Source organism: Plantactinospora mayteni (assembly GCF_016862935.1).
In the GTDB taxonomy this organism is placed as follows: Bacteria; Actinomycetota; Actinomycetes; order Mycobacteriales; family Micromonosporaceae; genus Plantactinospora; species Plantactinospora mayteni.
Window position 1 is genome coordinate 104,773 of record NZ_BONX01000038.1, and the last position, 26,050, is coordinate 130,822.

Sequence of the window (26,050 nt, forward strand, 5' to 3'; positions counted from 1 at the left end):
CCCGACCGTCCGGCGCCGCAGTGTGGCGCCGGACGGTCCCTGTCACGACTCGGGGCCGGTCCCTGTCACGACTCGGCTGTTCCCCGTCACGACTCGGAGGCGACGAGGACCTGTCACGACTCGGGTGCGATGAGCCGCTGGTCGGCCGCGTCGCGCACCAGGATCGCCTCGACCGGGCAGGACTCGGCCGCGTCGACCACCGGGTCGGCCGGGTCGACGGTCTCGGCCGGCGGGGTGGAGAGCCCGTCGACGAGCCGGAAGTGCCCGGGTGCGATGCCGGCGCAGATCCCCGAGCCGATACAGCGGTGCGGGTCGACGCTGACCCGCCAGGCGGTGCTCACCAGGCCACCGGCAGTGCGAGTGGTCCGCGTACGAGCAGGCCGCTCTTCCACGGCACCTCCGGTTCCGGCACCGCGAGCCGCAGTCCGGGCAGCCGACCGACCAGGGTACCGATCGCCACCTGCAACTCCATCCGGGCGAGTTGCGCGCCGAGGCAGTGGTGCACACCGTGGCCGAAGCCGACGTGCGGGTTGGTCTCCCGCCCAAGGTCGAGCCGGTCCGGGTCGGTGAAGACCGTGGCGTCCCGGTTGGCCGAGCCGACCGCCGGCAGTACCGGCTCACCGGCCCGGACGAGGACGCCGCCGAGCTCGATGTCCTCCGTCGCGTACCGGGGGAAGGCCGAGGCCGCCCCGAGGGGTACGTAGCGCATCAGCTCCTCGACGGCGCTCGGGATGAGTGCGGGATCGGAGCGCAGTCGGGCCAGCTCGGACGGGTTCTCCAGCAGTACGTAGACGAAGTTCGGGATCTGGGTCACCGTCGTCTCGTGCCCGGCCGCGAGCAGGCCGGCGGCGAGCTGCACCAACTCCTGCTCGGTGAGCCGGTCCTCGTTCTCGTCCCGGGCCCGGACCATCGCGCCGAGCAGGTCGTCGATCGGCTCGCGGCGACGGATCGCGACCAGCTCCCCGATGTAGCCCCAGAGGCTCTCCAGGTATTCCTGGACCTGCTGCGGGCTCAGCGAGGTGGTCGAGACGATCGCCTCCGACCATCTGTGGAAGCTGTCCCGGTCGGCGAACGGCACGCCGAGCAGCTCGCAGATGACCTGGATCGGCAGCGGGGTGGCGAACCGCTCGACCAGGTCGGCCGGGGGACCGGCCTCGACCATCTCGTCGACCAGCCCGTCGGCGATCTCCTGCGCGCGGGTCCGGAGCAGTTCGACCCGGCGGGCGGTGAACGCCTTCGCGACCAGCCGGCGCAGCCGCGTGTGGTCCGGCGGGTCCATTCCGAGCATGCCCAGATCCGGCTGCCGGGGCATCGTCCGGGGCTGGTCGCGCCCGACCCCGGCGGCTCGGCTGAACCGGGCGTCGCCGAGTACGACCCGGACGTCCTCGTAGCGGGTGGCGAGCCAGGCCTCCTCGCCGAACGGCAGTTGTACCCGGATCAGTGGCTCGTCGCGGCGAAGTCGGGCGTAGTGCGGGTCGAGGTTGAGCCGGTCGGGGGCGGCGAACGGGTACGGGCGAGCGGTCACCTGCTGGCTGTCCGTCATCTCGGATTCCTCCGTCGAGCGGGCGCGGTCGGCGCGACGGTCGGTGACGATCGGCTTGACCCGTGGTGATCAGTGCGATCGGACCATCGGCACCGGGTAAGGCACTGATGGCGGATAGTAGCGAACTATACTGATCAATTCCATGGTGCACATTGGATGATCGCCGGCCCGCGAGTGAACCTTTCAACCTCCCCTTGCGGTTCGTCGGACCGCAAGGTCGGACGCGGCGTGTGAGCGCCGCGCGGTTCAGGTTGAAAAAGGTTCAGTGACCCGTCAGGCGTTCAGGTAGGTCAGCACGGCGAGTACCCGCCGGTTGTCGTCCTCCGACGGCGGCATGCCCAGCTTGCTGAAGATGCTGTTGATGTGCTTGCTGACCGCCTTCTCGGTGACGAAGAGCCGACCCGCGATCGCCGCGTTGGACCGGCCCTCCGCCATCAGGCCGAGCACCTCCCGCTCCCGGCTGGTGAGCGCGTGCAGCGGCTCGGCGGCGGAGCGGTTGGCCAGCAGTTCGCCGATCACCTCCGGGTCCATCACCGTGCCGCCGGCCGCCACCCGCCGCACCGCGTCGACGAACTGGCCGACGTTGGAGACCCGGTCCTTGAGCAGGTAGCCGATGGCACCGGTGCGGTCGGCCAGGAGTTCCCGGGCGTAGAGCTGCTCGACGTGCTGGGACAGGACCAGGACCGGCAGGCGGGGGATCCGGGTACGGGCCTCGATCGCCGCCTGGAGCCCCTCGTCGGTGAAGGTCGGCGGCAGCCGTACGTCGACCACGGCCACGTCGGGACGGTGCTCGATCAGCGCCGGCAGCAGCGCCGGCCCGTTGTCGACGGCCGCGACGACCTCGAAGTCGAACGCCTGGAGTAGCCGGGTCAGTCCGTCCCTGAGGAGGGCGAGGTCTTCGGCGATGACAACTCGCAAGGCAGCTCCATGGTCACGGTCGTGGGCCCGCCGGGCGGGCTGGCCACGAACATCGTGCCATCAAAGGCGGCGAGCCGTCGTTCGATCCCCCGCAGACCGGTCCCGCCGGCCGGGTCGGCTCCACCGACGCCGTCGTCGCCGACCACCATGACCAGCCGACCGTCGCCGTGCCGCAGCCGTATCCAGGCGTTGCGCGCGGCGCTGTGCTTGGCGACGTTGGCCAGCAGTTCGGCCGCGGTGAAGTAGACCGCCGACTCGACCGGGGCCAGCGGCCGGCCGGGCAGCTCGACGTCGACCTCGACCGGCAGTGGCAGCTTCAGCGCGAGTGCCTGGAGCGCACCGGCCAGCCCACGTTCGGCGAGTACCGGTGGATGGATGCCCCGGACCAGGTCCCGCAGCTCGCCGAGGGCCTGCCCGCTGGCCTCCCGGGCCTCGGCCATCAGCCGCTGGGCCGCCTCCGGGTCCCGGCGCATCAGCTCCTCGGCGAGCCCGATGTTCATGCTCAGCGCCACCAGCCGGGCCTGGGCACCGTCGTGCAGGTCGCGCTCGATCCGGCGCAGCTCGGCGGCCTGCGCGTCGACGGTCTGCGACCGGGTCTCGGTGAGCTGCTGGACCCGCTGGTGCAGCGCCGCCGTCGGGGTCGGCGCCAGCAGCGCCCGGATGAAGCCGGCGTGCATCCGGTGGATCAGCTCGCCGGTGTAGGCGCCGAAGATCAGGATCAGGGCACCCTGCGGCGGCCCCAGCAGCGCCTTGACCGCGTTGTCGATCGGCCAGAACACTCCGTAGCCGTACCAGACGTCGAGCGTCCAGAGCAGCACCGGTACCCCGATCAGCCCCTCCAGGCCGTAGACCACCAGGCAGACCGGCAGCAGCCCGAGTACCAGCCCGACCGGTATCGACGTCAGCAGCCAGAGCAGGTCGCGCCAGGTGGCCGGGTCGGTCACCACCCACCGGTACCGGCCCCAGACGGTCATCCGCTCCGGCGCCGGCCGGTACGGGCTCGGCACCTCCCGTTCGGTCCACCACCCCGCGAACCGGCGGTTGAGGTCGGCGAGTTCGCGTACCGCGGCGGTCACCGCCGGAAAGGCGAACAGCCCCGCGCCCAGCACGGTGAAGACGAGGGAGAGCACCGAGAGCACCAGCAGGACGATGTTGGCGCTCACCGAGAGTACGGCCAGCAGCAGCGCCTGGCCGCCCTGGGCGAGCCGGCGCCGCAGCCACGGTGGGAGCCGGTTGGTGGTCGGGTGGTCCATGCACCCATTCTGGTCGACCCGCCCGGCGTCGATCTGTGGTGCTACGACCACCGTCGTTCGGGACGTGCCACCCCTGCCGGTGGCCCCGCCAGCCCGTTGGATCGATGGCATGACCGATCCGGGCCGGATGCCCGCAGCGACGCCTGCCGGTCGAACCGACAGCCCTACCAGGTTCCGGGAGGAACACGTCATGTCCAGGCATCGATCGAACCTTTTTCCACCTGAACCGCCCGGCGCTCGCGCCCCGCGTTCGACCTCCCCGACCACCGGACCGCAACGGGAGGTGGAAAAGGGTTCGTTGGCCGGCGTCGTCGCCGGCCGGCGCGCCAAGTTCGCGATGCTGGCCCTCTGGGTGGTCGTCGCCGCGGTGGTCGGCCCGCTCGCGCTCAAGCTGACCGAGGTACAGCAGAACGACAATCTCGGCGCCCTGCCCGGCGGCGCCGAGGCGAGCCGGGCGGCCGTCCGGGCCGAGGCCGCGTTTCCCGAGCCGGACGCGCTGGTCGCGGTCACCGTGTACGCCCGGGACGCCGGCCTGACCGACGCCGACCGGGCCAGGGTCGCCGCCGACCGGGCGGCGTTCGCCAGGTACGCGGTCGACGGGGTCGTCCCGCCGGAGCTGCCCAGCGACGACGGCCGGGCTCTGCTGCTCTCCTTCCCGCTCGCCGGCACCGACGAGGCGCAGTCGGCGGCGGTCGGCGAGATCCGGGACCGGCTGGCCGACGGACTGCCGGACGGGCTGCGTACCGCGCTGACCGGGTCGGCGGGGGCCGAGGAGGACCTCTTCGACGCGTTCGGCGGGATGGACCACATGCTGCTGTTCGCCACGATCGGCGCGGTGGCCCTGCTGTTGCTGGTCACCTACCGCAGCCCGGTGCTCTGGTTGATCCCGCTGATCACCGCCGGGGTGGCGAGTCAGGTGGCCAGCGCGGTCGTCTACCTGCTCGCCGAGTACGCCGGGCTCACCGTCGACTTCCAGAGCCAGAACATCCTGACCGTACTGGTCCTCGGCGTCGGGGTGGACTACGCGCTGCTGATCGTCGCCCGCTACCGGGAGGAGCTGCGGCGGCACCAGGACCGGCACGAGGCGATGGCGCTGGCCCTGCGCCGCTCCTTCCCGGCGATGTGCGCCTCGGCCGCCACGGTCGCCGCCGGGCTGCTCTGCCTGCTCGCCGCCGACCTGCCGTCGACCCGGGGTCTCGGCCCGGTCGGCGCGGTCGGGATCGCCGCCACCCTGGTCGCGATGGCCACCCTGTTGCCGGCGGTACTGGTGCTCTTCGGCCGCTGGGTGTTCTGGCCGTTCGTGCCGCGTTACACCCCCGGCCTGGCCGGGCACGACGTCGCCGAGGACCACCGTGGCTGGGCCCGGGTGGCCCGGTTCGTCGACCGGCGGCACAGGACCACCTGGATCGGCAGCATTCTGGCGCTCGGGGTGCTCATGCTCGGGATCGGCAACCTCAGCATCGGCCTGCCCGGCGACGAGTTCTTCACGAAGGAGGTCGGCTCGGTCACCGGTCAGCGGATGGTCGAGGCGCACTGGCCGGCCGGCACGCTGGCACCGGCGGAGATCGTGGCCGGCGCGGGCAGTGCCGACCAGGTGGTCCAGGCGGCCCGGGGCGTCGACGGGATCGCCGAGGTCGGCCCGGCGGAGCGCTCCGCCGACGGCCGCTGGGTACGGATCCCGGCGATACTCGCCGACGACCCGGGTACCGAGGCGGCGAAGGAGAGCGTCGACCGGCTGCGTACGGCGCTGCGGGCGGTGCCCGGGGCCGACGCGCTGGTCGGCGGCGAGACGGCGTACCAGTTGGACACCGATCGGGTCACCAGCCGGGACGACCGGGTGGTGATGCCGCTGATCCTGCTCGTCGTCTTCCTCGTGCTGGTGGTGCTGCTCCGGGCCCTGGTCGCGCCGCTGCTGCTGATGGCCAGCGTGGTGCTGTCGTACCTCGCCGCGCTGGGTGCGGCCGGGCTGATCCTCGACGCGCTGGGCCACCCGAGGCTCTGGGTGGCGCTGCCGTTGCAGACGTTCCTGTTCCTGGTCGCGCTGGGCGTGGACTACACCATCTTCCTGATGACCCGGGCCCGGGAGGAGGTCGCCGTGCTCGGGCACCGGCGGGGCGTACTGCACGCGCTCACGGTCACCGGGGGAGTGATCACCAGCGCCGGGGTGGTGCTGGCGACCACGTTCGCCGCGTTGAGCGTGATGCCGCTGGTGCCCTCGGTGCAGACCGGGGTGATCGTGGCGGTCGGCGTACTCATCGACACGTTCCTGGTGCGTAGCCTGCTGGTCCCGGCGCTGGCGCTCTCGGTCGGACCCGCCACCTGGTGGCCGGGCCGGCTCTCCCGGCGCCCGGCCGCGCCGCCCGCGCCGGGCACGCCGGCACCGGTCGGTCCCGCCCCGGCGGCCGTGGCGTCGCGCTGACCGGCGCTGCCCGACGGCTGCCGGCGTCGCCCGGCCGACCCCCTCCGCACGGGGGGAGGGAGGTCAACCGGGCGGCGCCGGTCGGGCGCGTCGCTGCCGGGCCGCCTCGTAGAGGGCCACGGTGCCGGCGGTCGCCGCGTTGAGCGAACTCGCCGAGCCGGCGATCGGGATCCGGAGCATCCGGTCGCAGGACTGCCGCCAGGCGGCGCTGAGCCCGGCGGTCTCGTTGCCGACCAGCAGCACGGTCGGGCCGGTGAGGTCGTGCTCGGCGATCTCCACCTCGCCGTCCTCGTCGGTGCCGAGGACCTGCACCGGCAGCCCACGCCCGCGCAGCCCCGTCACCCAGTCGAGGACGTCGCGGTGCGACCCGGTACGCACCACCGGGATCGCGAAGAGGGAACCGGTGCTGGCCCGGACGGCCCTCGGGTCGTACGGGTCGGCGGCGTGCCCGACCACCACCAGCCCGGCGGCGCCGAACGCGTCGGCGGAGCGGACCAGCGTGCCGATGTTGCCCGGTGTGGTCGGCCGGTCGAAGACCACCACCAGCGCGTCCGGGCCGACCGGGATCCGGTCCAGCCGGTCCGCCGGCAGCCCCAGCACGGCGACCAGTTCGGGCTGGTCCTCGTTCTTGCCACCGAGTTCCCGCAGCAGGTCGGGGGCGACCGCGACGCGGCTGCCGGTGGTCTGGTCGAGCAGGTCCCGGGCCCACCGGGACAGCGGCACGCCGTCCGGATGCAGCAGTGCGTGCACCGGCCAGCCGCGCTGCACCGCCACGCTGATCGGCCGGACGCCCTGCACCAGGAACTCGCCGGCCCGCTGCCGCTTCGTCCGGTTGGTCAGCAGGGCCGACCACTGTTGGAAGCTGGCGTTGCGGGTGGTGACCCGCAGCGTCCTCGCCGCCCGCGCCGAGCCGGCCCGATCGCTGGAGCCGGCCCGGTCCCCGGATCCGGCCCGATCGCTGGGGCCGGTGCGGTCCGGGGAACTGGTCCGGTCGGGGGAGTTGGTTCGCGCGGAGGTCCGGGGCCGGCCGGCCGGGCTCCGGCCGACGCCGTCTGCACGCACCGGACGACGATACCGCCGACCGCTGACGGGCCTACCGGCGCGGCACCGCGACCAGCGTGTCGTCGACCGTCGCCACCTCGGGGCGCTCCGGCCGCACCAGCCTCAGGTCGAAGGGGTTCACTTGGTCGCGCCGCTGGTGAACCCGTTGTAGATGAAGCGCTGGAGCAGCAGGAAGACGATCAGCGTCGGGACGATGACCAGGATGACCCCGGCCGAGATGACCTCCCACTGCGCCCCGAACGGTCCCTTGAACCGGAACAGCGAGGTGGAGATGACCCCGAGGTCCCGGTCCGGCATGTAGAGGAACGGGATGTAGAACTCGTTGTAGATGGTGATCCCCTTGATGATCACGACGGTGGCTATCGCCGGCTTCAACAGGGGAAGGATGATCCGGAAATAGATCGTGAGGTGGTTGGCGCCCTCGAGGGCGGCGGACTCGTCCAGCTCCCTCGGGATGCTCCGGAGGAACTGCTGGAAGATGTAGATCGAGATGATGTCGGTGCCGAGGAAGAGCGCGATCGCCGACCATCTGGTGTTGAACAGCCCGAGGGTGTTCACCACCTGGAAGGTCGCCACCTGGGTGGTCACCCCGGGCACCAGGGCGGCCAGCAGGAACAGCATGACGATGGTCCTGCGGAACCGGAACTCGAACCGGTCCAGGGCGTACGCGGCCATCGAGCCGATCAGCACCGTACCGGCCAGCGACACGGCCAGGATGATCGACGTGTTGACGAAGGCCCGCAGCATGCCGCCCTGGGTGAACGCCGTGACGTAGTTGTCGAGGTTGAACCAGTTCCCCGGCGGGTCGAACGGCGCCCCGTTGACGAACTCGTCGTTGGTCTTCAACGACGCCATCAGCAGCACCAGCAGCGGCGCCAGCACCACCAGGGCGGCGACGACCAGCGAGGCGTACTTGAGGGTCAGCGCGATCCGGGCGCCGAGCGTACCGAGTCCGGTGGCGGTGCGGGCCCGGCGCCGGGGTGCGGTGTCGGGGGAGCGGAGGGCGGTCAGGCTCACGACAGGTTCACCTTCTCGTCGGGTACGACCCGGCGCTGGATCCAGGTAAGCAGCAGGATGATCAGGAGCAGTACGACGGCCATCGCCGAGGCCAGCCCGACCTTGTAGTACTTGAACGCCATGTCGACGGTCTGGATCACGAACGTCTCGCTGCCGTTCGCGCCGCCGGTCATGATGTACGGGATCTCGAAGACCGAGAGCGACCCGGAGATCGCCAGGATGAACGACAGCCCGACGATCGGCCGGATGCCGGGCAGGATCAGGTGGCGGAACTGGTGCCACCGGTTCGCCCCGTCGATCTCGGCCGCCTCGTAGAGCTGGGCCGGGATCGACTGGATCGCGCCGAGGAAGAGTACGAAGTTCAGGCCCAGGTAGCGCCAGATCGACGTACCGGCGAGCGAGTAGTTGATCACGTCAGGGTCGCCGAGCCACTGCTGGGACAGGTCGCCTAGCCCGAAGGCCCGCAGGGCGGAGTCGAGGGTGCCGCCGGGCTGGAAGAAGTAGAGGAAGACCATCGCGATGGCGACGCCGTTGATCAGGTACGGGAAGAAGATGATGCCCTTGAAGAGGTTGCGGAACCGGACGTTGAAGCTGAGTACGGTGGCGAAGTAGAGCGCCAGCGCGATCTGGAGCACCGACGCGCCGACGTAGTAGAGGCTGACCCGGAGCACCTCGAAGAGTTCGGGGCGGGTCGCGATCTCGACGTAGTTGTCGACGCCCACGAACTCCTTGCTCGGACTCAGGCCGTTCCACGAGGTGACGCTGTAGCCGAACATGTTCAGCACCGGGACGTAGGTGAAGACCGCGAGCAGCGCCACCGGCACGAGCAGGAAGAGATACGGGGTGAGGGTGGTCCGCCGGCGCGGCACCGGCCGGCGCGGGCCGGTGGGCCCGAGCCGCCGCCGCAGCGGTGTGCCGGCCGACCCGGAGAACCGACTCGCGGTGTTCGTCGGAGTTGCCATCGGGAGCACCGACCTACTGGACCTTCGACCTCGTCTCCGCCCACTTCTTGTTCAGCTCGGCGAAGATCTGCTCCTTGGTCTCGTTCTTCGCCCCTCGGGCCGCGTCCACGATCCGCTGCCGGTACGTGCCGTCGTAGAGCGCGATCTCGGCCGCGTTGCCGATCTTCTCGGCCAGCCCCTCCTCGCCCTTCGGTGCCGGGTTCAACTCGATGAACTCGGTACCGGCGGCGGTCAGGTCGGCCAGGGTGCTCGGCATCGCCTGGCTGGTCACCGGTGAGACCCCGCCCTGGTCGACGGCGTAGTTCGACTCGTCGGCGAACCAGTCGACCCAGGCCCGGGCGGTCGCCTTGTTCTTCGAGTTGACGTTGATCCCGTTCTTGTAGTCGCCGGCGATGACACTGTGGAACGTGCCGTCGACCTGGGTCGGGAACGGCAGGTAGCCGATGTCCGCCTTGTCGCTGGCGGCGTCCTGCATCTGCACGATGGACCAGGAGCCCAGCATCATCGTGGCGACCTTGCCGGTGCCGAGCATTCCCTTGGACTGCTCCCAGTTGGTGGTCGTCGGGTCCGGCTCGGTCAACCCCCGCTGTACGGCGTCGAAGAGCAGCGAGTCCATGACGTGGTGTTCCTTGCCGGGTGCCCAGGGGGTGTCGTCCTTGGCCAGCGTGATCGCCGCGTCCGGGTCGCCGCTGATCCCGCCCCGGTTGCCCTCCCACTGGCCCAGCGGCCACTTGTCCTTGTAGTTGGTGTAGAGCGGGATCGCGTCGGTCTTCTCCTTGATCGCGGCCAGTGCGCCGAGGAACTCCTCCGGCGTCTTCGGCGGCGTGGTGACGCCGGCCTGCTGCCAGACCTTCTTGTTGTAGACGAAGCCCTGCGCGTTGCCGGTGATGGCCAGACCGTAGACCTTGTCCTCGAAGCGCTGCTCGGTACGGACGAAGCGGTATTTCTGCTCCAGTTCGGAGACCGAGCCGAGCGGCTCGAAGAAGCTCGGCAGCAGGTCGGCGGTGACCGAGTTGGGGATCGGGAGCACGTCGCCGTACTCCTTGGTGTTCATCCGGATCCGGACCTCGCCCTCGTAGTCCGTGATCGCCTCGAACGTGACCGTGGTGCCCGGATATTTCGCCTCGAACGTCTTCTTGTAGTCCTGGAAGACGGTGTCGACGATGTCGGTGCGCTGGGTCAGCACCGTGATCTCGCCGGTGACGGCGCCGTCGGTGCCGCTCCCGTCGTCGCCTCCGCCGCAGCCCGTCGTCGCGGCCAGCACGAGCGCGAGGGCGGCACCGGCGATTCCGTACTTTCTCATATGCGCGTCCCACCTTTCGGTGTCCACATTGGAACTGCACCATGCGTAGTGGCGCGCCTCGGGGAGGTGGATAGGCGTCGCGACTTGCAGGGAACGTACACGCGGGTTACACCCGTGTCAACGACGTGACAACGCCTTACCGGAACTGAACTGTTAAGTGGATAAACCGGTTCAGGCAGAAGCTCCGCTGTGGACCCCGTGGCCAGCGACACCGAGCCGGAAACCCTGCTCCACCCAGCACCGAGGTGCCCGCCATGAACCGGTTTAGGGCTTGGCCGGTGGGCGCCCAGTCCGGCATTCCGGAGAGCACACGTGCGGACACCCGCACTCAGCGACGGCCGACGCTATGTCTTTGGCTGCCCGCTGACGTCGACAAAGGCGACCCACGGATGGCTATTGCGGCGCCCCGCCGGGCTGCGGATATGTCCGGGAACCAATTCCAGGCCGGCGCCCCGGCACACCCCGTTGCTGTGGCCGGGCTCAGCAACGTGGTCGATGCGGCACCGCCCGTGTCATGCTGCACCCACCCGGGGCGGAGACCTCGTCGGCGTACCCGGGGGACCAGCCGACCGAGCTGAGGAGTTCCCCGCTGTGTCAGCCAGCGAAGCGGCACCCGCGGTACCGGTCGCACCCGCCCGGCGGTTGCTGCGACCACTGCTGTTCGGCCTGACCCTGACCACCGTCCTGGCGCTGCTGTTCGGCGTGCCCTGGTGGACGCTGGTCGCGGCCGGCGCGCACTGGCCCACCCCGGTCTTCGCCGCCGGCACGGGTCTCTTCGCGGTGGCCCTCGCCGGGTTCCCGGTGCTGATGTATCTGGGGCACGGTCGGGGGCGGGACTGGGCGGCCCGGACCGGCGACACCCTGCTCGGCGTGGTCTGGGTGCTCTTCGTCTGGGCGGCGCTCGGCAACCTGCTGCGGGCCGGGCTGGCGGTCGGCGGCGTGGCCGACCCGACCCGGTCCCGGATCACCGCCGCCGCGGTCGCGGTCGTCGCGGTGCTGCTGCTGGCCTGGGGGTACGTCGAGGCCATGCGGTTGCCCCGGGTGCGTCGCGTCGACGTGCCGATCGGTCGACTCGGCCCCGGGCTGGACGGTCTGCGGATCGTCCTGCTGACCGACACCCACTACGGGCCGATCGACCGGGCCGGCTGGTCGGCGCGGGTGGTGGCGGCCGTCAACGAACTCGACGCCGACATCGTCTGCCACACCGGTGACATCGCCGACGGTACCGTGGCGCAACGCCGTACCCAGGCCGCGCCGCTCGGTGAGGTGCGCGCCCGGCTGGCCCGGACGTACGTGACCGGCAACCACGAGTACTTCGGCGAGGCGCAGGGCTGGCTCGACCACATGCGGGACCTCGGGTGGGAGCCGCTGCACAACCGGCACCTCGTGGTCGAGCGGAACGGCTCCCGGCTGGTGGTGGCCGGGGTCGACGACGCCACCGCCGGATCGTCCGGGCGCCCCGGACACCGCCCCGACCATGCCGCCGCGCTGGCCGGCACCGACCCGGACCTGCCGGTGGTGCTCCTCGCCCACCAGCCGAAGCAGATCGGTGCGGCGGTCGCGCACGGCGTCGACCTGCAACTGTCCGGGCACACCCACGGCGGGCAGATCTGGCCGTTCAGCCTCCTGGTCCGGCTGGACCAGCCGACCGTGCAGGGCCTGACCCGGCACGGCGAGCGGACCCGGCTCTACACCAGTCGTGGTACCGGGTTCTGGGGGCCGCCGCTGCGGATCTTCGCACCGAGCGAGATCACCCTGCTCACGCTGCGCCGCCCGTGAGCCGCCCGGGCACCGGACATTGATGCTGGTATATTCCGCGTGCGGGATCCGACCGGATTTGGGCGGACCCGGCGGAGGGAGCACGCATGTCCGTATTCGGCACGTCCACCCTACGGCGGGGCCTTTCCGTGTTCGCGCTGTCGGCGATCTGTGCCTGGAGCCTCGCGCCGTACCAGCCGGTCTCCGCCGCCGACCCGTCGTCGCCGGCCGGCCCGGCACACCCCGCCGCTTCCGGAACGGCACCGCACGGCTCGACCCGTGACCTCGGCGCACTTCGGCAGAGCTCCGGGGTCGGCTGGTCGGCCGGCGACACCCGGTCCGCCCCCACCCCCGGCCTGTACGCGGGCGGCACCTTCAGCCAGGCCGGTGGCGCTGCCGTCGACCACCTCGCCACCTGGAACGGCTCTGCCTGGTCGAGCCTCGGTGGCGCGTCGGGCGCCGGACCGGACGGCTCGGTAACCGCACTGGTCGGGTACGACGGTGACCTGATCGCCGGCGGCAACTTCCGTACCGCCGGCGGGGTAGAGGTGAACGGCATCGCCCGGTGGGACGGCACCCGCTGGTCGCCGTTGACCGGCTCGTCCGGCACCGGAGTGATGACCACCTCGCTCGACTTCGTCGACGCGCTGACGGTCTTCGACGGGGACCTGATCGTCGGTGGGCAGTTCCTCCAGGCCGGCGGGGTCACCGTCAACCACATCGCCCGGTGGGACGGTGCCGAGTGGTGGCCACTGACCGGGCCGGGCGGCACCGGAGTGGACGTACCCTCGGTCTGGGACCTGGCCGTGCACGACGGCGCGCTGATCGTCGGCGGCGGGTTCAGCCAGGCCGGCGGCACGGTGGCCAACCGGATCGCCCGGTGGACCGGCAGCGCGTGGTCGACGCTCGGCACCGGCTTCAACGGCGACGTGCTGGCCCTGGCCGTCTTCGACGGCGCGTTGCTGGCCACGGGTGGGTTCACCCAGGCTGGCGGCACCGCCGCCGGCTATCTGGCCGAGTGGACCGGCGACGGGTGGGCCGCGCTCGGCGCCGGCCTCAACGCCGAAGGGCGGGCCCTCACGGTCTTCGGCGCGGCGCTGGTCGTCGGTGGGACGTTCACCGAGGCGGGCGGGGCGGTGGCGAACTACGTCGCCCGGTGGGACGGGTCCGGGTGGTCCGCGCTGGGCGGTGGCACCGAGGACATCGTGCTGAGCCTGGCCGTGCGGAGTGGTCGACTGATCGCCGGGGGTTTCTTCACCCGGGCCGGTGGGGTGGCGGTGAACCACGTCGCCGGCTGGAACGGCACCGCCTGGTCAGCGCTGGGCGGCCCGGCCGGAGTCGGCACCGACGCCGGGGTCTACGCGCTGCACACCGTCTGACCGCCCTCCCCGGTCACCACACCAGGGGCGACGGCCCGCCAGCCCGTCACCGGCGTGCGGCCACGCTCCCCGGCACCCCGCCGGCCCGTCACCGGCGTGCGGCCACGCTCTCCGGCACCCCGTCGGCCCGTCACCGGCGTGCGGCCACGCTCTCCGGCACCCCGTCGGCGTACGCGTCGACGAGTTGCCGCTCGGCGGTCCGCAGGTAGTCGTCGAGTACCGTGTGCGCGCGTTCCACCTCGCCGCCGCGGATCAGCTCCAGCAGCTCCCGGTGCCGCTCCAGATAGGGCTGATGGAAGGTCTGCGGCGCGGCCATCACGTGGAACGCCAGCCGGATCTCGGCCAGCGCCTGTCGCATGATCTCCTCGATCCGAGGGCTGCCGGCCAGCCCGGCGATGGCCTGGTGGAACTGCATGTTGGCGGTGCCGACGTCGAACCACCGCTGCTCCGCCGCCGCCTGCTCGCCCTCGACCAGCGCGGCCTCGAGCGCGTCCATCGCCTCGGCGGAGCTGGTGCGGGCGTTGCCGACGGCCGCGCACTCCAGCACCCGGCGGACCCGGTAGATGTCGACCACGTCCTGCACGTCGAGCACCCGGACGAAGACGCCCCGGTTGAGTTCGTGCACGACGAGCCGCTCGTGCATCAGCAGCCGGAACGACTCCCGCAGGGTGTTGCGGGAGACCCCGAGCGCCGCTCCGATCATCTCCTCGGAGAGCCGGGTGCCCGGCAGCAGGGCCCCTTCGGTGATCCGCGCCCGCAGTATCTCCGCCACCCGCTGCGCGGTGCTCGCCCGGGTGATCAACGAGCGGTCGTCCTGTAGCTTCGCCAGCCACGTCACGGGGTCATTGTCCTTCATGCCGTCGGGCCCACAATCGAGAGGAGGTCCATGATACGACGAGGTTACAAGTCAACATGACCATTGACGGATTGTTCAACAGTCTGCCAACCTGAATCGACGGCGTTCACCGCAGTCCCGGGAGGCGAGATGTCGGTCATCCTCGATCTGAACAGTGATCTCGGTGAGGGCTTCGGGGTCTGGCAACTGGGCGACGACATGGCCCTGCTCTCCATCGTGACCAGTGCCAACGTCGCCTGCGGGTTCCACGGTGGCGATCCGACGATCATGCGCCGGGTCTGCGCCGAGGCGATCAGCCGGGACGTCTCGATCGGCGCCCACGTCGGCTACCGGGACCTGGCCGGCTTCGGTCGCCGGGCCATCGACATCGAGCCCGACCGGCTCTCCGACGACGTGCTCTACCAGCTCGCCGCGCTGGACGGGATCGCCCGCAGCGAGGGCGGCCGGGTCCGGTACGTCAAGCCGCACGGCGCGCTCTACAACCGCACCGTGACCGACCAGGCGCAGGCCGCCGCCGTGGTCACCGCGGTCTCCGCGTACGACCCGAGTCTGCCGATCCTCGGGCTGCCCGGCTCGCAACTGTTGCGCCAGGCTGCCGAGGTGGGGCTGAAGACAGTCCGGGAGGCGTTCGCCGACCGTGGTTACCAGGCCGACGGCAGCCTGGCGAAACGCGGCAGTCCCGGAGCGCTGGTCACCGATCCGGACGCGGTCGCCCGGCGCTGCGTCAAGATGGCCACCACCGGGCAGGTGACCACCGTCGACGGCGCCCCGGTGTCGGTACGCGCCCGGTCGATCTGCGTACACGGCGACACCCCGGGCGCGGTCGACCTGGCCCGCCAGGTGCGTACGGCGTTGCAGGAGGCGGGCGTCAGCCTCGCCTCGTTCGTCTGAGCTTCCGGAACCACCAGCTTTTCCGGGCACCACCAGCACGACCGCTGGATCGGTGACCGTCGGCCCGGCTGCCACCCGGCCGACGGTCACCGGCTCCCGCACCTCAACGGCTGCCGCCCGATGCCGCGGGCGGCCCGCCGCAAACCCCAGTGAAGCGCCGGCTCCGTTCCCCGGTTGGGCCTGGAAACGCGGAACCGGCGCGGCTATCGAGGAAAGGTCGAAGATCACCTTGGACGTGCAGAAGTTGACCGAGAGTGTACGTGGCCGCCTGAAGCTGATCACCGCCACCGGCATCGGTGCGACCCTGCTGCTGATACCGGGCACCGCCGGAGCACAGCCGGCCGGGCACGCCGGCCCGGCGGGGGAGTGCTACGACCGCACCCGCCCGACCACCTACGAGGAGACCCGGATCGACACCCCTGCCCAGCCGGGCGGGGTGCAGGTGCCGAGCACGCTGATCGAGGTCGGCGGCTTCACCCCGTTCGTCACCCGGCTCACCGCCGAGCTGTGCGGGGTGCGGTCGGTCAGGGAGGCCGACAAGCTGCTCCAGTCCCGTGGTGCCGAGCTGTGGCAGACCGCCGTCGAACGGGCCCAGGGCAAGCGCTGGATGGGCAGCATCGAGCGGTACGACGACCGCCCGCTCTACTGGTCGCGGCTGACCGCCACCCGTGACCTGCGACAGTGGACGCCCCGGTTCCAGCTCACCGACAGCGCCCGGGCGGCCCTGCTGAAGACCTACGAGTACGCCTCCCGGGGCATCTCCTCCACCGACTTCTCGACCAGCCGCTCGGTGACCCGGGTGCTGGTCAGCGGCTTCGACCCGTACCAGCTCAACGGGGAGATCCGCCGGTCCAACCCGTCCGGCGCCTCGGCGCTGCAACTGGACGGCCAGGAATACCGGGTCGGCGACCGGCTGGTGCAGATCCAGGCGGTCTCGCTGCCGGTGACCTGGAGCGGCTTCGACCTCGGTTACGTCGAGGACGCCTTCGGGCCGCACCTGACCCGGAACAGCCGGGAACGCGCCGACCTGATCATGACGATCAGCCAGGGCGGCCGGGCCCGGATGGCCATCGAGCAGTGGGCCGGCGCCTGGCGCGGCGGCAGCCCGGACAACAACAACGAGGGCACCGCCGAACTCGTCCCGCAGGTGACCAACTGGCCGCAGCCGGCCGGCAATCCCGAGTTCATCGAGACGACCCTGCCGTACCAGCGGATGATCGACGCCGGGACGACGCCCTGGCCGACCGCGCTCAACCCGCGGATCTGCGAGTGGACCGGCAACACCCGGCCGGACCCGACGAAGGTTTCCTGCCACGACAACGGCCCGTCCCCGGACGCGCAGGCCCAGGCCGGCGGCGGCGGAAACTACCTCTCCAACGAGAGCATGTACCGGTCGAACCGGCTCCGGCTCGCCCTCGGCGCCACCGACGTCCCCGGCGGGCACCTGCACATCTCCTCGCTCGTCTACCCACAGAACCCGCTGGACGTCATCGACCCGCCGTTCGCCTCCGACCGCGCGCAGACCATCGAGCAGACCGTCGCCCTGGTGAAGGCCGCCGGCGCGGCCGTCTCCTGAACCGTCGGCCGGGCCCGGGGTACCGGCAAGCCCCGGACCCGGCCGGCACATCCCCATCCCGAAGAGCCCGTTCCGCAGCCGAAAACCACGGCGCCGGGCCTTCGCCATCGTCTTCGCGTAGAAAGGGCTGACCATGCGCAAGATCACGAGCATCACGGCCGTTCTCGTCCTCGCCGCCGCGCTCGCCGGCTGCGGCGGATCCGACGGTGCCGGTGCCACCGACGAGGTCAAGCTCGCCGGACTCTGGCCACTCAGCGGCCCCAACGCCACCCAGGGCACCGACGTGCTGCACGGCGCCGAACTGGCCGTGGAGATCGTCAACAACGACCATCCCGGGCTGGACCTGCCGCTCGGGCCCGGCAAGGGGCTGCCCGGGCTGGGCGGCGCACCGGTGAAGCTGATCACCGGCGACACCCAGGGCAAGCCCGAGGTCGGCGCCGGCGAGGTCGACCGGCTGGTCACCGGCGAGAAGGTCGCCGCGGTGATCGGCTCGTACCAGTCCGGGGTGACGCTGACCGCCAGCCAGCGCGCCGAGCGGCTCGGCGTACCGTTCGTCAACGAGGCATCCTCGTCGGTGGCGCTCACCGAGCGGGGCCTGAAGTGGTTCTTCCGGACCGGGCCGACCGACGAGACGTTCGCCCGGTCGATGTTCGACTATCTCAAGGCCCGGCAGGCGGCCGGCGACCAGATCCGCTCGGTCGGCGTCTTCCACAGCAACGACCAGTTCGGCAACGACGGTGCCGGGGTGACCGAGAAGGTCGCCGCCGAGGCCGGCCTGCCGGTCAGCGTCAACGTCGGATTCGACCCGACCGCGGCCGACCTGGGCTCGCAGGTGGCGCAGGTGCGCAGCAAGAGCCCGGACGTGCTCTTCGTGCTCGCCTACACCGACGCGGCGATCAAGCTGATGAAGACGCTGGACCAGTTGGACTACTACCCGCCGGCGCTGCTCGCCTACGGCACCGGGTTCGCCGACCCGGCGTTCGCCACCGGGCTCGGTGCGCTGGCCGACGGGGCCTCCACCCGGGCAGCCTGGTCCGGCGAGATCGCCGAGAAGCGGCCGGCGGCCAAGACCGTGGCGGAGCTGTTCCAGCAGCGGTACGGCGCCCCGATGACCGAGAACTCGGCGCGGGCCTTCACCGCCGTACTGGCGCTGGCGCAGGCGATCGACACCGCCAAGTCGGTCGAGCCGGCGAAGATCCGGGACGCGCTGCGCGGGCTGGACATCCCCGGCGACAAGACGATCATGCCCTGGACCGGGATCAGGTTCGACGACAAGGGCCAGAACACCGGTGCCGCCGGGGTGGTCGAGCAGATGATCGAGGGGAAGTACCGGGTGGTCTTCCCGGCCGAACTCTCCTCCGTGCAGCCGATCTGGCCGATGAACAAGGCGCAGCAGTGAGCCGGGGGAGCGGCGGGGGGTCGGCGCCATGACCGACCTGCTCCAGTCGGTGGTCAACGGGCTGCTGATCGGCGCCGTCTTCGCGCTGGTCGCGGTCGGCCTGACCCTCATCTACGGCGTGATGGACGTGATCAACTTCGCGCACGGCGAGATGGTCATGCTCGGCATGTACACCTCGTTCTTCGCCTGGTCGCTGCTCGGCCTCGATCCGCTGCTCTCCATCCCGCTCGCCGGGGTGTCGATCGCGCTCACCGGCGCGCTGATGTATTTCGGCGCGGTCGGCCGGGTGCTCGGCAGGTCACCGCTGGCCCAGGTGATCGTCACCTTCGGGTTGCAGGTGTTCCTGCGCGGGTTGGCCCAGTTCCTCTGGACCCCGAACACCCGGACGGTGCCCCGGCCCTGGGCCGCCGGGCTGCGCTGGGAGATCGGCCCGGTGGTGATCGGCGGGCCGCAGGTCATCATGGCCGTCGGCGCGCTGCTCGCCACCGGGGCGGTCGCGTACTTCATGAACCGGACCCGGCTCGGCGGTGCCGTACGGGCCGCCGGGGAGGACCCGGCGGCGGCGTCGCTGATGGGCATCGACCCCCGCAAGATGTACGCGCTCTGCTGGGTGATCGCCGGCCTCGCCACCGGCGTCGCCGGAGCGCTGCTGATGAACTCCTACTCCGCCTCGCCGACCGCCGGGGTGAGTTTCGTGCTGATGGCCTTCGTGGTGGTCGCGTTCGGCGGCTTCGGCAGCATCACCGGGGCGGCCCTGGCCGGGCTGCTGGTCGGCGTCGCCCAGGGCGTCGTCGGGCTGTACGCCCCGAGCTACACCCTCGCCGCCGCCCTCGCCCTCTATCTGGTGGTCGTACTGGTACGACCGCAGGGACTCCTGGGGACCAGATGACCAATCCGATCGAGGGGGGACGATGAGTACCCCGACCGTACTGGACCGGCCGTCACCGGCCCGGCTGCCCGTCGCGGCGGCGCGGCGGCTGCCGTCCTGGAGTACCGCGGTGGTGATCCTGGCGGCGCTGGCCGCGTACCCGCTGGTCTTCGCGGACTCGGCGGCGCACAACATCGGCATCCTGGCGCTGACCTTCGGGATCGCGGCGACCGGCTGGAACCTGCTCGGCGGCTACGCCGGACAGGTCTCCTTCGGGCACGCGCTCTATTTCGGCACCGGTGCCTACACCACCGCGCTGCTGGTCCGGCAGGGCTGGTCGCCGTGGCTGGCGATCGCGCTGTCCCTGCCGCTGGCCGCGCTGCTCGCCGCCGCCGTCGGCTGGCCCTGTTTCCGGCTGCGGCACCACTACTACTCCATCGCGACCATCGCGGTCGCCGAGATCGTCTTCATCCTGGTCACCAACCTGCCCGGGCTCGGCCAGGCGAACGGCTGGGAGTTGCCGGTCGTCGAGCAGTCGCTGGCCAACCTCCAGTTCTCGCTGCTGGACAAGCGGCCGTACTACTACGTGGCGCTCGGCTTCTTCTGCCTCGCCGCGCTGGCGGTCTGGCTCTTCCTGCGCGGCCGGGCCGGCAACTACGTACGGGCCATCCGGGACGACCAGGAGGCCGCGGCGGCGGTCGGGATCGACGTACACCGCTACAAGCTGGCCGCCGCGGCGCTCTCCGGCGCGGTCACCGCGCTGGCCGGCGGCTACTACGTGATGTACGTGCTCTTCGTCGACCCGCCCTCCGGGCTCGGGCTGGACCTGTCGGTGTCGTTCACCCTGATGGCGGTGCTCGGCGGGGTCGGCCGGTTCTGGGGGCCGCTGCTCGGCGCCTGGGTGCTGGTCTTCGTCCAGGACGTCACCCGGCAGGAGTTCTCCGGCAGCGGCCGCTCGATCGACCTGCTGCTCTACGGCGCGCTGATCGTGCTCGTCTCGATCACCGAGCCGGGCGGCCTGCTCGCCATCGGGCAGCGGCTCTGGGCGCCGGTCGCCCGCCGGCTGGGCCGTGGACGCAACCCGGAAACCGACCCGGAGCCGGCCGGATCTGCTGAGGTGAAGCCATGACGTCGTCGAGGCGCTGCCGGAGGGGCTGGACGACCGCGTGCGGCGAGGAGACGCCATGACCGGGACGCTGTCGAAGACCGGGACGCTGTTGAAGATCGACAACCTCTCCTGCCGGTTCGGCGGTCTCTGGGCCAACCGGGACGTCAGCTTCGAGGTGGAACCGGGGGCGATCGTCGGGCTGATCGGGCCCAACGGCGCAGGCAAGAGCACGCTCTTCTCCATGGTGGCCGGCGCCCAGCGGCCCACCTCCGGCCGGTTGGAGTTCGACGGCCGGGACGTCACCGGCTGGGCGCCGCACCGCGCGGCCCGGGCCGGCGTGGGGCGTACCTTCCAGCTGATGCGGGTGTTCGGCTCGATGAGCGTGCTGGACAACCTCAGCACGGCGGCGTTCGCCCGGCATCCCCGGCTGCGGGACGCCCGGCGCCGGGCCGGCGAGGTCGCCGAGTTGACCGGGCTCGGTCCGGTGCTCGACTCACCGGCCGCGTCGCTCACCGCCGCCTGGAAGAAGCGTCTGGAGATGGGGCGGGCGCTGGCCACCGAGCCGAAGCTGCTGCTCCTGGACGAGGTGCTCTCCGGGCTGACCCCGACCGAGGCGCGGGAGGCGGTCGAGATTGTCCGCACCATCAACCGGGGCGGCGTCACCATCCTGATGGTGGAACACGTAATGGAGGTCATCATGCCGCTCTGCCACCGGGTGGTGGTGCTGCACTACGGGCAGAAGATCAGCGAGGGTACGCCGGAGCAGGTCGCGCACGACCCGACCGTGGTCGAGGCGTACCTGGGGAAGGCGCTGTAGATGCTGACCGTGCGGGATCTCCACGTGGACTACGCCGGAGTCGTGGCGCTGCGCGGCGTCGACCTGCGGGTCGGGGCCGGTGAACTGGTGGCGCTGGTCGGCGCGAACGGGGCCGGCAAGAGCACCCTGCTGGCGGCGGTCTCCGGACTGCACCGCCCGGTACGCGGCACGGTCACCTTCCTCGACGAGGACGTGAGCGGGCTGCCGGCGTACCGGATCGCGCGCCGGGGCGCCGTGCTGGTGCCGGAGGGGCGGCGGCTCTTCGGCCACCAGACGGTGGTGCAGAACCTGCTGCTCGGCGGCTACCACCGCACCGCCGCCGAGCGGGAGGCCGAGCTGGCCCGGGTCTACGAACTCTTCCCGGTCCTCGCCGAGCGCTCCGGCCAGCGCGCCGGCACGCTCTCCGGCGGCGAGCAGCAGATGGTGGCGCTCGGCCGGGCGCTGATGAGCCGGCCGAAGCTGCTGATGCTGGACGAGCCCTCGCTCGGCATCTCGCCGAAGTTCACCAAAATGATCTTCGAGGTGCTGGCCGAGATTCGCCGCGCCGGCACCACCATGCTGTTGGTCGAGCAGAACCTGCGGGCCGCGCTGGAGCTGGCCGATCGGGCGTACGTGTTGCAGACCGGCGAGGTGGTGATGTCCGGCCCGGCCGACGAGCTGGCCGCCTCCGACGAGGTACGCCGCTCGTACCTCGGGCTGTGAGCTGGCTCGGGTTGTGGGTCGGCTCGGGTTGTGGGGCGGTACGGGTTGTGAGCCGGTACGACGGGGAGTGTGCGACGGTGCGGATCATTCCGGTGGGGCTGCGTGCGTTGCTGGTGGAGGTGGCCGAGCCGGCGCACACCGCCGCGCTGGTGGCAGACCTGCACCGGTGGCGGGACCGGGGCGGACTGGCCGGAGTGCAGGACGTCGTACCCGGTGAACTCACCGTGCTGGTCGACGGGCTGGACGATCCGGCGGAGCTGGCCGGGCGGCTCGCCGGCTGGCGGCCGACCTCGGCCCGGCCGCCGGACGGCCCGCTGGTCGAGGTGCCGGTCCGCTACGACGGCGCCGACCTGGCCGAGGTGGCCCGGCTCTGGGGCGTCGCCGAGGAGGAGGTGGGGCGGATACACGGCGCCCCGGAATACCGGGTGGCGTTCTGCGGCTTCGCCCCCGGTTTCGGCTACCTGACCGGCCTGCCGGAGCGCTACCACCTGCCCCGGCGGGCGGTACCCCGGACCCGGGTGCCGGCCGGCGCGGTCGCGCTGGCCGGCGGCTACGCCGGAATCTATCCCCGGGACTCGCCCGGCGGCTGGCAACTGCTCGGCAGCACCGACCTGGTGCTCTTCGACCCGGCCCGGGACCCGGTCGCGCTGCTCACCCCGGGCGCCCGGGTCCGGTTCCGGGACGTCGACGCCGGCGGCGGGCGGACCCCGCGTCCCGGTGTTCCGGCCGCGACTCGGGAGATCGCCGCGAGTGCCCGGCCCTCCTCACCGGCGAGGCCCGAGACCGAGCGCGGCGAGGCTTCGGCGTGACCGGTGGCGGCTTCGTCGAGGTGGTCCGGTCCGGGGTGCTCAGCACCGTGCAGGATCTCGGCCGACCCGGGCACGCGCACCTCGGGGTACCCCGCTCGGGCGCCCTCGACCTGCCGGCGCACCTGCTGGCGAACCGGCTGGTCGGCAACCCGCCCGGGGCGGCGACGATCGAGACGACCGTCACCGGTGTCTCGGTCCGGGTCGGCCGGGCCGGCACCGTCGCGGTGACCGGAGCCTGGGCGCCGGTCACCGTGGACGGCCGGCCGGCGAGCTGGTCGGCCCCGGTGTCGGTGCCGGCCGGAGCGTGTGTCGAGGTGGCCACCGCCCGGCGCGGGCTGCGCAGCTATCTCGCCGTCGCGGGTGGGATCGTGGTCCCGCCGGTACTCGGCAGCCGGTCGACCGACCTGCTCTCCGGGCTCGGCCCCGCGCCGCTCGCGGTCGGGGACCGGCTGCCGCTCGGCGAGGTGCCCGGGCCACCCGCCCCGGTCGACGTCGCGCCGACCGGCACCCTGGCCGAGGAGGTGACCCTGCGGGTCCTGCTCGGCCCCCGGGCCGACTGGTTCACCGACGACGCGGTACGCATCCTCGGCACCGCGTCCTACCACGTCTCCACCCTCAGCAACCGGATCGGCGTACGCCTCGACGGGCCCGCGCTGCCCCGCCGGATCAGCGGAGAACTGCGCAGCGAGGGCGTGGTACTCGGCGCGGTGCAGGTACCGGCGGCCGGCTCCCCGGTGATCTTCCTGGCCGACCACCCGACCGTGGGCGGCTACCCGGTGATCGGCGTACTGCACCCCGACGACCTCCCACAGGTCGCCCAGGCCGCCCCGGGACAGCCGGTACGGTTCCGGGTCGTCGCGCCCCGGCGGCGGGGTTAGGCCGGAGACAAGATCATGCTTGGATGGCAGCAGCGGCCGGGTACGCCCCGGCGGAGAGGAGCACACGATGACGGTTGCCAGCCGTCCCGGCTTCCACCTGGCGATCCCGGTCGACGATTTGGCGCGGGCCCGCGCCTTCTACGGCGGGGTGCTCGGCCTCGCCGAGGGGCGTTCGGCCGACGCCTGGGTCGACTGGGACTTCTACGGCCACCAGGTGGTGACCCACGTCGTACCGGCGGCCCGGCAGGCCGACGCGGGGCGCAACCCGGTGGACGGGCACGACGTACCGGTGCCGCACTTCGGGCTCATCCTCTCGATCGACGACTTCCACGTGCTCGCCGAACGGATCCGGGCCGGCGGCGGCGAGTTCGTGATCGAGCCGTACCTGCGGTTCGCGGGCGAGCCGGGCGAGCAGTGGACGATGTTCTTCCGCGACCCGGCCGGCAACGCCCTGGAGTTCAAGGCGTTCCGGGACGAGTCGCAGATCTTCGCCAGGTGAGCCGGGCCAGGTGAGCCGGGCCAGGTGAGCCGAAAACCGCTGGACAGCGTGTGGCGGCGCGCCTAGCGTCTGCCGCATCCGTGCCGATCCCGACGTGTGAAGAGGTGCATTTCGTGAGGGTCCAGCCCGCCCCGACCGACAACTCCGGGACGACCGCAGCAATCCTCATGACCTCTTCACATGTAAGGAATATCAGAAGTGGACCTACCACGTAGCTTCACCATCCGGGAGAGCGGCCACCGCATCCACAACCCGTTCGACAGCGGCAAGCTCGCCACGCTCGGCGAGGCACTGCGGCTGCCGCCCGGCGCCCGGCTGCTCGACCTCGCCTGCGGCTCGGGCGAGATGCTCTGCACCTGGGCCCGCGACCACCGGGTGATCGGTACCGGAGTGGATATCAGCACGGTCTTCCTCGGCCAGGCCGAGGCCCGGGCTGGCGAACTCGGCGTCGCCGACCGGGTCGAGTTCGTGCACGGCGACGCCTCCGGGTACGTCGCCGACGCCCCGGTCGACGTCGCCGCCTGCGTCGGTGCCACCTGGATCGGCGACGGGGTCCCCGGCACCGTCGCGCTGCTGCGCCGCAGCCTCCGCCCCGGCGGGATGATGCTGGTCGGCGAGCCGTACTGGCGGCGCGAGCCGACCGACCAGGCCACCGTCGAGGCGTGCCACGCGACCAGCCGGGACGATTTCCTGCCGTTGCCCGAGACGGTCGAACGATTCGCCGCGCTCGGTGCCGACGTGGTGGAGATGGTCCTCGCCGACCAGGACAGCTGGGACCGCTACGTCGCGGCGCAGTGGCTCAACCTCCGGCGCTGGCTCGACCAGAACCCCGACGACGAGCTGCACGCCGAACTGCGCGCGGAACTCGACACGGCTCCCGCGCGGCACGTCCGATACCAGCGGGAATACCTCGGCTGGGGCGTCTTCGTGCTGATCGACCGCTGAATCCGGGCGGGCCGTGCTCCGGGCTCCCGGTCAACCGGATCCGCTGGGAGCCGGAGCACGGCCCGTCGGGCGGTCGGCACGCCCGACCGCTGTTGCGAAGCGCCAGATATTGACCGCCCGGACGTGCCGGGGTTACATGATTCGGTGACCTCGTTCGAGGTGGTCAGCATGGGGCGGGTGGGGGTGGACATCTATCCACTCCAGACCAACGCCCGGCTGCCCGACGTCGAGACGTTCGGAAAGTTTCTCGGTGGCAGCGCCACCAACGTCGCCGTGGCGGCGGCCCGGCACGGCCGGCGGGTCGCCCTGATCACCCGCACCGGCGCCGACCCGTTCGGCGAGTACGTGCACCACGCGCTGCGCGACTTCGGGGTGGACGACCGCTGGGTGAGCCCTGTCCCCGGGCTGCCCACCCCGGTCACCTTCTGCGAGATCTTTCCGCCCGACGACTTCCCGATCTACTTCTACCGCTATCCCAAGGCACCGGATCTGGAGATCCGCCCCGACGAACTCGACCTGCCCGCGATCCGGGCGGCCGGGGTCTTCTGGTTCACCGGTACCGGGCTCTGCGAGCTGCCGAGCCGGGACGCCCACTTCGCCGCCCTCGGCGCCCGGGGCCGGGCCGCGAACACCGTCTTCGACCTCGACTACCGGCCCGGATTCTGGTCCTCCCGAGAGGACGCCCGGGCGGCGTACGAGTCGGCGCTGCGGTACGCCACCATCGCGGTCGGCAACCTCGACGAGTGCGCCACCGCCGTGGGGGAACGTGAGCCGCACGCGGCGGCCGAGGCGTTGCTCGCCCGGGGCGTACGGCTGGCGGTGGTGAAGCGCGGGCCGGCCGGCGTACTCGCCCGGACCGCCGACGAGACGGTCGAGGTGCCGCCGGTGCCGATCGAGGTGCTGAACGGGCTCGGTGCCGGGGACGCCTTCGGCGGCGCGCTCTGCCACGGGCTGCTCGCCGGTTGGCCGCTGGACCGGACGATCCGGTTCGCCAACGCGGCCGGCGCGCTGGTGGCGTCCCGGCTCGCCTGCTCCGCCGCGATGCCGACCAGCGCCGAGGTCGACGAACTGCTGGCCGAGCCCCGACA

24 protein-coding genes are annotated in these 26,050 nt (G+C 71.8%); 15 read left to right on the forward strand and 9 right to left on the reverse strand.

What is annotated here, in order from left to right:
* Window positions 1–113: 113 nt before the first annotated feature.
* From Pma05_RS27555 to Pma05_RS27570, 4 genes are all read right to left on the reverse strand, one after another.
* On the reverse strand, window positions 114–341 hold the full coding sequence (locus Pma05_RS27555; RefSeq protein ID WP_203860390.1) for a ferredoxin: 228 nt from the start codon (window positions 339–341) through the stop codon (window positions 114–116).
* Entirely contained in the window at window positions 338–1,543 is a 1,206-nt protein-coding gene (locus Pma05_RS27560; RefSeq protein ID WP_203860391.1) for a cytochrome P450, read from the reverse strand. Before Pma05_RS27560 ends, Pma05_RS27555 begins: the two co-directional genes overlap by 4 nt.
* Window positions 1,544–1,816: 273 nt before the next feature.
* The gene (locus tag Pma05_RS27565; protein ID WP_203860392.1) at window positions 1,817–2,461 is read right to left on the reverse strand and encodes a response regulator; all 645 of its coding nucleotides are present in this window, start codon (window positions 2,459–2,461) and stop codon (window positions 1,817–1,819) included.
* Entirely contained in the window at window positions 2,413–3,714 is a 1,302-nt protein-coding gene (locus Pma05_RS27570; RefSeq protein WP_203860393.1) for a sensor histidine kinase, read from the reverse strand. The genes Pma05_RS27565 and Pma05_RS27570 overlap by 49 nt, the downstream gene beginning before the upstream one ends.
* A 283-nt stretch (window positions 3,715–3,997) precedes the next feature.
* Between Pma05_RS27570 and Pma05_RS27575 the strand changes: the two genes are divergently transcribed.
* Window positions 3,998–6,133 carry an MMPL family transporter gene (locus tag Pma05_RS27575; RefSeq protein ID WP_239313210.1) on the forward strand — a complete coding sequence of 712 codons (2,136 nt, stop codon included), beginning with the start codon at window positions 3,998–4,000 and terminating at the stop codon, window positions 6,131–6,133.
* A 63-nt stretch (window positions 6,134–6,196) separates the two neighbouring features.
* Here the strand turns inward: Pma05_RS27575 and Pma05_RS27580 are convergent, their stop codons facing one another.
* From Pma05_RS27580 to Pma05_RS27595, 4 genes are all read right to left on the reverse strand, one after another.
* Entirely contained in the window at window positions 6,197–7,021 is an 825-nt protein-coding gene (locus tag Pma05_RS27580; protein ID WP_203860417.1) for an RNA methyltransferase, read from the reverse strand.
* 291 nt (window positions 7,022–7,312) lie between these two features.
* Window positions 7,313–8,212 carry a carbohydrate ABC transporter permease gene (locus Pma05_RS27585; RefSeq protein ID WP_239313212.1) on the reverse strand — a complete coding sequence of 300 codons (900 nt, stop codon included), beginning with the start codon at window positions 8,210–8,212 and terminating at the stop codon, window positions 7,313–7,315.
* The gene (locus Pma05_RS27590) at window positions 8,209–9,174 is read right to left on the reverse strand and encodes a carbohydrate ABC transporter permease (protein WP_203860394.1); all 966 of its coding nucleotides are present in this window, start codon (window positions 9,172–9,174) and stop codon (window positions 8,209–8,211) included. Before Pma05_RS27590 ends, Pma05_RS27585 begins: the two co-directional genes overlap by 4 nt.
* A gap of 13 nt (window positions 9,175–9,187) precedes the next feature.
* Window positions 9,188–10,477: an ABC transporter substrate-binding protein gene (locus tag Pma05_RS27595; RefSeq protein ID WP_203860395.1), complete on the reverse strand. Its 1,290-nt coding sequence runs from the start codon at window positions 10,475–10,477 to the stop codon at window positions 9,188–9,190.
* A gap of 591 nt (window positions 10,478–11,068) precedes the next feature.
* Between Pma05_RS27595 and Pma05_RS27600 the strand changes: the two genes are divergently transcribed.
* Window positions 11,069–12,256: a metallophosphoesterase gene (locus Pma05_RS27600; protein WP_239313214.1), complete on the forward strand. Its 1,188-nt coding sequence runs from the start codon at window positions 11,069–11,071 to the stop codon at window positions 12,254–12,256.
* Window positions 12,257–12,342: 86 nt separating this feature from the next.
* On the forward strand, window positions 12,343–13,614 hold the full coding sequence (locus Pma05_RS27605; RefSeq protein ID WP_203860397.1) for a hypothetical protein: 1,272 nt from the start codon (window positions 12,343–12,345) through the stop codon (window positions 13,612–13,614).
* Window positions 13,615–13,744: 130 nt separating this feature from the next.
* On the opposite strand, the gene Pma05_RS27610 is transcribed toward Pma05_RS27605, so the two are convergent.
* The gene (locus tag Pma05_RS27610) at window positions 13,745–14,452 is read right to left on the reverse strand and encodes a GntR family transcriptional regulator (protein WP_203860398.1); all 708 of its coding nucleotides are present in this window, start codon (window positions 14,450–14,452) and stop codon (window positions 13,745–13,747) included.
* A 147-nt stretch (window positions 14,453–14,599) separates the two neighbouring features.
* Between Pma05_RS27610 and Pma05_RS27615 the strand changes: the two genes are divergently transcribed.
* The 12 genes from Pma05_RS27615 to iolC form a co-directional block, all read left to right on the forward strand.
* Window positions 14,600–15,361: a LamB/YcsF family protein gene (locus Pma05_RS27615; protein ID WP_203860399.1), complete on the forward strand. Its 762-nt coding sequence runs from the start codon at window positions 14,600–14,602 to the stop codon at window positions 15,359–15,361.
* A gap of 244 nt (window positions 15,362–15,605) precedes the next feature.
* Entirely contained in the window at window positions 15,606–16,937 is a 1,332-nt protein-coding gene (locus tag Pma05_RS27620; protein WP_203860400.1) for a pyroglutamyl-peptidase I, read from the forward strand.
* 133 nt (window positions 16,938–17,070) lie between these two features.
* A complete protein-coding gene (locus tag Pma05_RS27625; protein ID WP_203860401.1) occupies window positions 17,071–18,336 on the forward strand; it encodes an ABC transporter substrate-binding protein in 1,266 nt (421 codons plus the stop codon).
* A gap of 28 nt (window positions 18,337–18,364) precedes the next feature.
* Window positions 18,365–19,225 (forward strand): branched-chain amino acid ABC transporter permease, encoded by an 861-nt coding sequence (locus Pma05_RS27630; RefSeq protein WP_203860402.1) that lies wholly within the window; start codon window positions 18,365–18,367, stop codon window positions 19,223–19,225.
* A gap of 22 nt (window positions 19,226–19,247) precedes the next feature.
* Entirely contained in the window at window positions 19,248–20,333 is a 1,086-nt protein-coding gene (locus tag Pma05_RS27635) for a branched-chain amino acid ABC transporter permease (protein WP_203860403.1), read from the forward strand.
* A gap of 55 nt (window positions 20,334–20,388) precedes the next feature.
* Window positions 20,389–21,129 (forward strand): ABC transporter ATP-binding protein, encoded by a 741-nt coding sequence (locus tag Pma05_RS27640; RefSeq protein WP_203860419.1) that lies wholly within the window; start codon window positions 20,389–20,391, stop codon window positions 21,127–21,129.
* On the forward strand, window positions 21,130–21,831 hold the full coding sequence (locus Pma05_RS27645) for an ABC transporter ATP-binding protein (RefSeq protein ID WP_203860404.1): 702 nt from the start codon (window positions 21,130–21,132) through the stop codon (window positions 21,829–21,831).
* 77 nt (window positions 21,832–21,908) lie between these two features.
* Entirely contained in the window at window positions 21,909–22,640 is a 732-nt protein-coding gene (gene pxpB, locus Pma05_RS27650; RefSeq protein ID WP_203860405.1) for a 5-oxoprolinase subunit PxpB, read from the forward strand.
* Entirely contained in the window at window positions 22,637–23,518 is an 882-nt protein-coding gene (locus Pma05_RS27655; protein ID WP_203860406.1) for a 5-oxoprolinase subunit C family protein, read from the forward strand. The genes pxpB and Pma05_RS27655 overlap by 4 nt, the downstream gene beginning before the upstream one ends.
* A gap of 67 nt (window positions 23,519–23,585) precedes the next feature.
* On the forward strand, window positions 23,586–24,017 hold the full coding sequence (locus tag Pma05_RS27660) for a VOC family protein (RefSeq protein ID WP_203860407.1): 432 nt from the start codon (window positions 23,586–23,588) through the stop codon (window positions 24,015–24,017).
* 198 nt (window positions 24,018–24,215) lie between these two features.
* Window positions 24,216–24,962, forward strand: a complete 747-nt coding sequence (locus tag Pma05_RS27665) for an SAM-dependent methyltransferase (RefSeq protein ID WP_239313216.1) — start codon at window positions 24,216–24,218, stop codon at window positions 24,960–24,962.
* 144 nt (window positions 24,963–25,106) lie between these two features.
* The coding region (gene iolC / locus Pma05_RS27670; protein WP_239313218.1) for a 5-dehydro-2-deoxygluconokinase at window positions 25,107–26,050 on the forward strand (944 nt) is incomplete at its 3' end.